Here is a 6,762-nt window from a genome sequence, read left to right as displayed (position 1 = left end):
CCCGGTTTCCCGGGGTTATTCCGATCTGGAAGGCAGGTTGCCCACGTGTTACTCACCCGTCCGCCGCTCATTCCACAGGCGTCCCCCCGAAGGGTTCTGCCTGTTTCCTGCGCTCGACTTGCATGTATTAGGCACGCCGCCAGCGTTCGTCCTGAGCCAGGATCAAACTCTCCAATAAATGGTAGAAGTCTGAACTTCTGACGTTCAAAACTGAATCTGGCTAAAGATTCTTTGCTTGCTTAAAAAATTGACAGAGAATGATTCATTCTCTTTACCTTCTTCTTCGTCTTTTGTTTAGTTTTCAAAGAGCAAATGTGAATGCCGCTCGTTTTTGGCGACTTTTAAATAATATCATTTCGCTAAAGAATCGTCAACAGTTTTTATCATTCTGTTTGGTAAAAAATTCTTCAGTTTGTTTCCTCGCGTTTCAGCGACAATTAATACTATATCAAAATAATATATTTAAAGCAAGTATTATTTTAAAAAATTATAACTGGTTTTTGCCGTCCAGTTACAGGCTGCGAAATGCAGTCAGCCTGATTAATTCTAAAGAGAGTATCTTCATAGGTCAATACTTTTTACAAAGAAATTTTTAAGAACACATATTTGCAATTTCCGGAACACTTTAAATGTTCAGCATCTGCAGCTTTCCCACCCCGCTGAAAAAAATACAATTATAAAAAACTCATCATCACAAAATGTAGCTGTCTAATGATTTTTTATATTCACTAACATAGAGAAGTTTATTGAACCTATTTAAATAATCAATGCTGATCATATTAAAAGAAATCCTCGAATTAGTTTGACAGTTCAAATTATTTTATTTATTCTATTGTTAACTAAATAAAAATAAAGTTAACATTAGGAGGAATTTCACTTGAAAAAAACTTTTATTTCTACGTCTGAGCTTACTTACGCCGCTATGTTCATTGCTCTTATGGCGGTCGGAGCTAATATGGCTGCGATTGTTACTATAGGGAGCGTGCCTTTAACATTTCAAACAGTTGTTGCTGTTTTGGCGGGAGTTACACTTGGAAAAAAAGTTGGTACTTTCTCTATGCTCGGATACATATTGCTTGGCTTTACCGGCGCCCCCGTGTTCGCTGGATTCAGTAATGGCTTTGCCGCGATTGCTTCCCCAACATTCGGTTTTATTATTTCTTTTTTATTTATTGCATTTTTTTCAGGTCTTATTTTAGAAAAAACGAACAATAAAACAAAATCCGCTTTCTTTGCAGCTGGTTTTGTGGGATTATTGTTCAACTATGGAATCGGCGTCCCATATGTTTATTTTTATACTTTTTTTATTCTGGGTGTAACTGACGCAAGTATTACAGCAATCTCACTTGGCATGGTTCCCTTCTTTATAAAAGATACTATCTTAGTTTTTTTAGCTGCCTCTTTAGCTGCTCAGCTTCATGCCCGCAGAATAATCCGTCCTTCATTGCAAAAAGCAGTGTAAAAAAAGCTGCCGGAAAAAATCCGGCAGCTTTTTTTTATGAAATTACTCGTTATCTTCTGCTTCGTTATTTGCTTCCATATCCTCATCTGCATCTTCTTCTGTATCATCAGCATCGTTGCCGCTTTCACCTGCACCGATATCTTCACCGCTTGCATCTTCAATTTCCTGCTCAAGCATATCAAGGATTTCTGCTGCCTGGTCCCCGCCATTTTCACGGTAATAGTCTCTTACAGGAAGTGCAAGCTCACGGAACGCGTCCCGCTCCTCTTCAGAAAGCTCATAGATTTCTGTTGGGTTCTCATCGTCATCTTCAATTTGAGAAAGGAAATCATTATTTTGCTCTTCCTGAATTTCAAAGCCGCGTTCTCTCATCTCTTCAATCGCTTCATCAATGATGCCACGGGTATCATCATCCAGACCATTGTAGAAATCTGGATTTGCTGTCGTCATCGTCACGTACATGTTGTGGTTAGAGATCGTCATATGATCCTGTACTTCGTTAAAGTTCGCATCAGCAATAAAGAAAATAGGGTTTTCCTGGCCATCTACAGCTCCCTGCTGAAGTCCAGTGTATAATTCTCCCCAGCTCATCGCAGTAGGGTTAGCTCCATAGGCACTGTAAGATTCTAAAATTAACGGTGATTCCTGCGTTCTCATTTGGAAGCCGTCAAAATCGTCCGGTGTACGAAGCTCTGAATTTCCTGTCCATTGCATTGCACCTTCAGTCCAGAAAGAAAGCGGCATAATACCCTGCTCTTCATATAATGGTGCAAGGTGTTCATTAATTGCTTCAGACTCGTTCAGGATATCCTGATTCATCTGCTGATCATCTGTAAATAGGAACTGGAGAGCAAAAATATTTCCTTCAGGTACAAGAGTTCCTGTGAAACCCGGAGAAATAATTGCAAATTCCACGACACCATCGGTAAGCTGCTCTACCTGGTCTACTTCACTTCCCAGTGCACCGAATTCATATACATCGATCGTTAACGCTCCATCAGACTTTTCACTTACCAGATCCGCGAATTCCTGCGCATACACGTACTGCACCTGGCCTTGCGTTTCTTCTACTACAAAGCGCCATTCCTGAGGATCCACATCTACTGTTTCACCAGTATTTCCTTCTGCGTCCTCACCGTTGTCAGCGTTATTAGTATTTGTATCGTTCGCTGTATTATTCGCTCCATCGTCCGCCGCTCCGTTGTTCCCTTCATTATTTCCATCATTTCCACATGCAGCAAGCACGAGACCTAATGATAACGCTCCTGTTAATAAACCTGTTTTCTTTAACATTTGTTTACATACCCCCATAAATAGTTTTATTTATTTTAAAAATAATTCTCTACTCAACTTTAAAACATATTCAGCAGGAATAGAGAAATATCTTCAAACATTATTACTAATACTGCCACAATCAAAAGCATTACGATAAATGGCGGTGTTCCACGTATAACATCCAAATAGGATTTATTAAACACCGCACTCGCGGTAAATATATCCACCCCAAACGGTGGTGTTGCCGAACCTAAAGCTGCCTGGAATACGATAACTACACCAAGATGTATCGGATCGACACCTGCTGTCATTGCGACAGGATAGAAAATTGGCGTCAAAATCAAAATCACTACGATAGGATCTACAAACATACATCCTATAAAAAAGAAGATAGCCACTATAATAAGTACATTCATTGCTGTTGGTTCAGCCGGAAGCACTGCCTCTGTGAGCATATTTGGGATCCTCGCAAATGAAATTACCCAGCTGAATGCCTGACCTGCTGCCACCAGCACAAATACTGCGGATGTAACGATACCTGAAGAAAGTGCAATCTCAGGTATTTCTTTTAATTTGATAGATCTGTAGATAAATACTTCCAGAATCAATGCATAAAGTACAGAGATTCCTGCAGCTTCAGTAGGCGTAAACTGTCCTGTATATATCCCCCCGATAATAATAAAAGGGAAACCCAGCGGAAGCAGCGCTTTTAAGGTAAAAGTTCTTCTTTCTTTCCAGGAAGGTTTAGGAGCAAGCGGTATGTTATAAATTTTCGCATGAATAAAAGCATAAACTGCGAAAAACAAAAAGATAAGTACACCTGGACCAATACCTGCAATAAATAAATCTCCAACTGAAGCATCCTGTGCCACCAGAGCGTAAATGATCATGCCAATACTCGGCGGAATTAATAATGCTACGTCACTTGAATTAATAATGAGTGCTATTGCGCTTGAATCTTTATAGCCTACTTTTAATAATCTTTCGCGCATCGGTTTACCGATTGCTACTACAGTCGCCTGTGTAGATCCCGAAATGGAACCAAACATTGTACAGGCTGCAGCAGTAGTAATTGCATACCCGCCGCGAAGGTGCCCCACAAAAGAACCTATAAAGTCCAGAAGTTTTGTGGAAGTTCTTCCTGATGTCATAATATCTGCCGCAAAGATAAAAAGCGGTACAGCAATTAGTACATATGATGAAATTCCTTCTACCATCTGCTGAATCATAATGGTAGGGTCCGGACCAACATCGAAAAACATAAGCATCACTAAAGGTCCGGCTATTAATGGAATCATCATTGGAAAACCAAGACACAGTAAGACAATCATTATTCCCAATAATGCCCAAATCATAAAATGTTCCTCTCTGCCCTATTAATTGGCGTTACTGTTCGTTATAGTCTTTTTTATCTTGAGCGAGATACACTTCTTTATTTACAATATTCACCCACATGTTTCGAAGGAATTGAATACCGCCAAGGAAACATCCGATCGGAATTGCCACTACCATCAGCCAGAACGGAAACTGCAGTGCTGCTGTAGTACGGCCGCTTTGATAAATTCCATGAGTATAAAGTACAGCAAAGTAGCATACTACAAATAAGATAATTGCCGTAACGAACGGATTAATGATGGAAAGGACTTTTTTTACAGGTTTTGGTGATAAATCAAAAAATGCGGACATGCTGATATGTCTGCCTTTTCTGGCTGCATAACTGATCCCGATGAAGCTTGCTACAATGATAGACAGCCTGCTGATTTCTGCAGCAAAATGCCAGCTTCCTCCGGTGACCATTCTAAACAGGACGTTACCGAAAGTCATTACGGATATTACGATGATTGCCCACTTCAAAATAAACTTCTCAATAGTATGAAGTGCAGCGTCAAGCACCAGTAAGACTTTTTTAACTAAGCCCCAAATTGTAATAAGTGCAGCAGACAGCCATTGCATAATACTTTTCAAACGCCCATCCCCCCTTATTTTAATATACAGTTGTAAAGTGCCGGTAAAAACAAGTAAAGGAAACACTTCATGTTCCCTTTATCACATGCTGTCCTTTACGCATGTGTTTACTTTAAATATGTAATTTAATGACGAGTACCCTATTAAAAAGGATATAACAAGTTCCTAAAATACTCAAAAGCTGTCTAGGTACATTTTCAGCCATTTTCGGCAATTATTGCTATAAAGCACGACTCACCTGCTTACAACGTTCATTCACTGCCTTAAAGCGACTTAACACCCTAAATTCCCTGTATTTCATTATTTTAAACATGATTTCACAGTTTAACTCATTTCGATGACACCCTGCAAGTTAACGTTCGTTCTCCAGTGCAGGAATGTGATATAATATCTCCACATTAGATTAAGCAGCTATGCGGAAAGGACGATCATCAGGAATGGAATTATTCTTTAACTTCCCTTTACTAGTAGCACTGTTTACAATTGGATTTGCCCAATTTATAAAAGTACCATTGCAATATATTGCTACGAGGAAAGTAGGATGGGATCTGTTAACAAGTACTGGAGGTATGCCCAGTTCACATTCAGGTGCAGTAACTGCACTTTCCACAGCTTTAGCTATCGAGTATGGACTTGATTCTCCTTACTTTGCTATTTCAGCTATCTTCGGCATCATTGTAATGTTTGATGCCACCGGGATTCGGCGCCATGCAGGTTATCAGGCTACGGTGTTGAACCAGCTTGTTATGGATTTTAATAAAGTGAGAGAGGAAATGAAACACTGGCCTGAAAAACAGGCAGAAGAAAAACGTAATGAATTAAAAGAACTGCTTGGCCATCAACCGATAGAAGTTTTTTTCGGCGGACTGCTCGGCATATTTTTAGCAATTATTATTTATCTGATTTTCCCAATATAAGATAAAAAGCTGTCTGTCCCGGAATGCCGGACAGACAGCTTTTTTTAAAACATTTGATAGCCTCGCACACGAAGCATACGAATGGCAATGCCAGACAGTACAGCTCCAATCATACCTGATATTAAAATGATAATATCTGCAGTAGTCAGGGAAACAAAATTATTTCCAAGGCTGGAAAACGATCCTCCGGGATTCGTGAAATAACTAAAAAATCCGGCATCGTCAATCATAAACCAAATTACTACGGGGTATATCAGCGCCATCGTCCAAGTAGAGCGCAGCAGCATATTCAATATAAACCCGATCCCAAAAAACAATACAAAGTACAGCAGAATTGCTATAATCAGCTGTGGTAAATTTAACACGTACATGTGCCCCCTTCACTCAGTCAAAAACAGTTTACTGAATTGAAAGGGCGGCGTCAATCATGAATGCTTATTTCTTTTACCTGAACCCTGGCAGCTCGAACAGGTTTCACTGCCCCCGAGCAGCAGCTGATGATAACCTTTGCCTGTACAATAAGCACATTCAGACTGTTTCGTATGTTTACGATGGTACATTTTATATCCCCCTCTATTAATTATCAGATATTTCTGATAATATACCAGATTTTATTTGAATAAGAAAATTCAATATTCCGTCATTTTAAGCTATGTAAGCGCAAACATTCGTTCTATGCTCTTTCTTTGTCAGTTTTTCTTTCAAATGATTTTTTATTATTCAAAGAAATTTAATTATGTCTGTAGAGTATTTATTCGAAAAAATTTTGCTTTAGAAGGAGCTAATGCAGTGCCTGCTGATTTTTTTCTTCCCTTGTCGTGGAGTGAGATGTCGGTTGGAAAGCCACCGGGATGAAAGCGGAGAAACTCGCCCACGGCAGGCCAGTTATAGTGAAGTCTTCTATTATTATCAACAATGAACATTAACAGAGACACTCATGCAAAATTTTTGCACCATGAAGTATGAAAATTAATACTGCTGTGTAACGAAGGAGAGGACGCACGAGCGCAGTTGGAGAATCCAAGTGGCCTGGTCACGAAGCACGAGCGGAATCGATCCTGGTTCTTCAAGACAACATGGCGGTCTCTGTCCTGCTGTCTGTGGATCGATGGAAGCCGTGCCCTGGGAAAGAAATTAGTCGAG

At 39.8% G+C, this 6,762-nt stretch carries 7 protein-coding genes and 1 rRNA gene; 2 read left to right on the top strand and 6 right to left on the bottom strand.

All coding sequences use genetic code 11. The features are described 5' to 3' along the window. Positions 1-178, bottom strand: a 16S ribosomal RNA gene (locus BLP92_RS15635); the annotation flags it as partial. A gap of 699 nt (positions 179-877) precedes the next feature. On the opposite strand from BLP92_RS15635, the gene BLP92_RS15630 reads away from it, so the two are divergent. Continuing rightward, entirely contained in the window at positions 878-1,462 is a 585-nt protein-coding gene (locus BLP92_RS15630; RefSeq protein WP_090843889.1) for a biotin transporter BioY, read from the top strand. Between the two features lie 42 nt (positions 1,463-1,504). Here BLP92_RS15630 and BLP92_RS15625 read toward each other — a convergent pair whose 3' ends face one another. Genes BLP92_RS15625 through BLP92_RS15615 form a run of 3 tightly spaced genes read right to left on the bottom strand, consistent with a single transcriptional unit; the run spans position 1,505 to position 4,702 of the window. Beyond that, the gene (locus tag BLP92_RS15625; RefSeq protein ID WP_090843888.1) at positions 1,505-2,755 is read right to left on the bottom strand and encodes a DctP family TRAP transporter solute-binding subunit; all 1,251 of its coding nucleotides are present in this window, start codon (positions 2,753-2,755) and stop codon (positions 1,505-1,507) included. A gap of 59 nt (positions 2,756-2,814) precedes the next feature. Continuing rightward, positions 2,815-4,092, bottom strand: a complete 1,278-nt coding sequence (locus BLP92_RS15620; RefSeq protein WP_090843887.1) for a TRAP transporter large permease — start codon at positions 4,090-4,092, stop codon at positions 2,815-2,817. Positions 4,093-4,123: 31 nt separating this feature from the next. Next, positions 4,124-4,702: a TRAP transporter small permease gene (locus BLP92_RS15615; protein WP_244516887.1), complete on the bottom strand. Its 579-nt coding sequence runs from the start codon at positions 4,700-4,702 to the stop codon at positions 4,124-4,126. Between the two features lie 437 nt (positions 4,703-5,139). Between BLP92_RS15615 and BLP92_RS15610 the strand changes: the two genes are divergently transcribed. Beyond that, positions 5,140-5,619 carry a divergent PAP2 family protein gene (locus BLP92_RS15610; protein ID WP_090843886.1) on the top strand — a complete coding sequence of 160 codons (480 nt, stop codon included), beginning with the start codon at positions 5,140-5,142 and terminating at the stop codon, positions 5,617-5,619. Between the two features lie 44 nt (positions 5,620-5,663). Here BLP92_RS15610 and BLP92_RS15605 read toward each other — a convergent pair whose 3' ends face one another. Continuing rightward, entirely contained in the window at positions 5,664-5,990 is a 327-nt protein-coding gene (locus BLP92_RS15605; RefSeq protein ID WP_090843885.1) for a YuiB family protein, read from the bottom strand. A 54-nt stretch (positions 5,991-6,044) separates the two neighbouring features. Continuing rightward, the gene (locus BLP92_RS18100; RefSeq protein WP_175444328.1) at positions 6,045-6,179 is read right to left on the bottom strand and encodes a YuiA family protein; all 135 of its coding nucleotides are present in this window, start codon (positions 6,177-6,179) and stop codon (positions 6,045-6,047) included. Positions 6,180-6,762 lie beyond the last annotated feature (583 nt).

The organism is Alkalicoccus daliensis (genome assembly GCF_900103955.1).
Lineage (GTDB): Bacteria > Bacillota > Bacilli > Bacillales > Salisediminibacteriaceae > Alkalicoccus > Alkalicoccus daliensis.
Note: the sequence above shows the minus strand (reverse complement) of the source record. Positions and strands in the feature narration are given on the sequence as shown.

Excerpts from the sequence above, each read along its gene's own strand:
- BLP92_RS15625 (WP_090843888.1), bottom strand. The coding sequence starts at position 2,755 with ATGTTAAAGAAAACAGGTTTATTAACAGGAGCGTTATCATTAGGTCTC.
- BLP92_RS15620 (WP_090843887.1), bottom strand. The coding sequence starts at position 4,092 with ATGATTTGGGCATTATTGGGAATAATGATTGTCTTACTGTGTCTTGGT.
- BLP92_RS15610 (WP_090843886.1), top strand. The coding sequence starts at position 5,140 with ATGGAATTATTCTTTAACTTCCCTTTACTAGTAGCACTGTTTACAATT.
- BLP92_RS15605 (WP_090843885.1), bottom strand. The coding sequence starts at position 5,990 with ATGTACGTGTTAAATTTACCACAGCTGATTATAGCAATTCTGCTGTAC.
- BLP92_RS18100 (WP_175444328.1), bottom strand. The coding sequence starts at position 6,179 with ATGTACCATCGTAAACATACGAAACAGTCTGAATGTGCTTATTGTACA.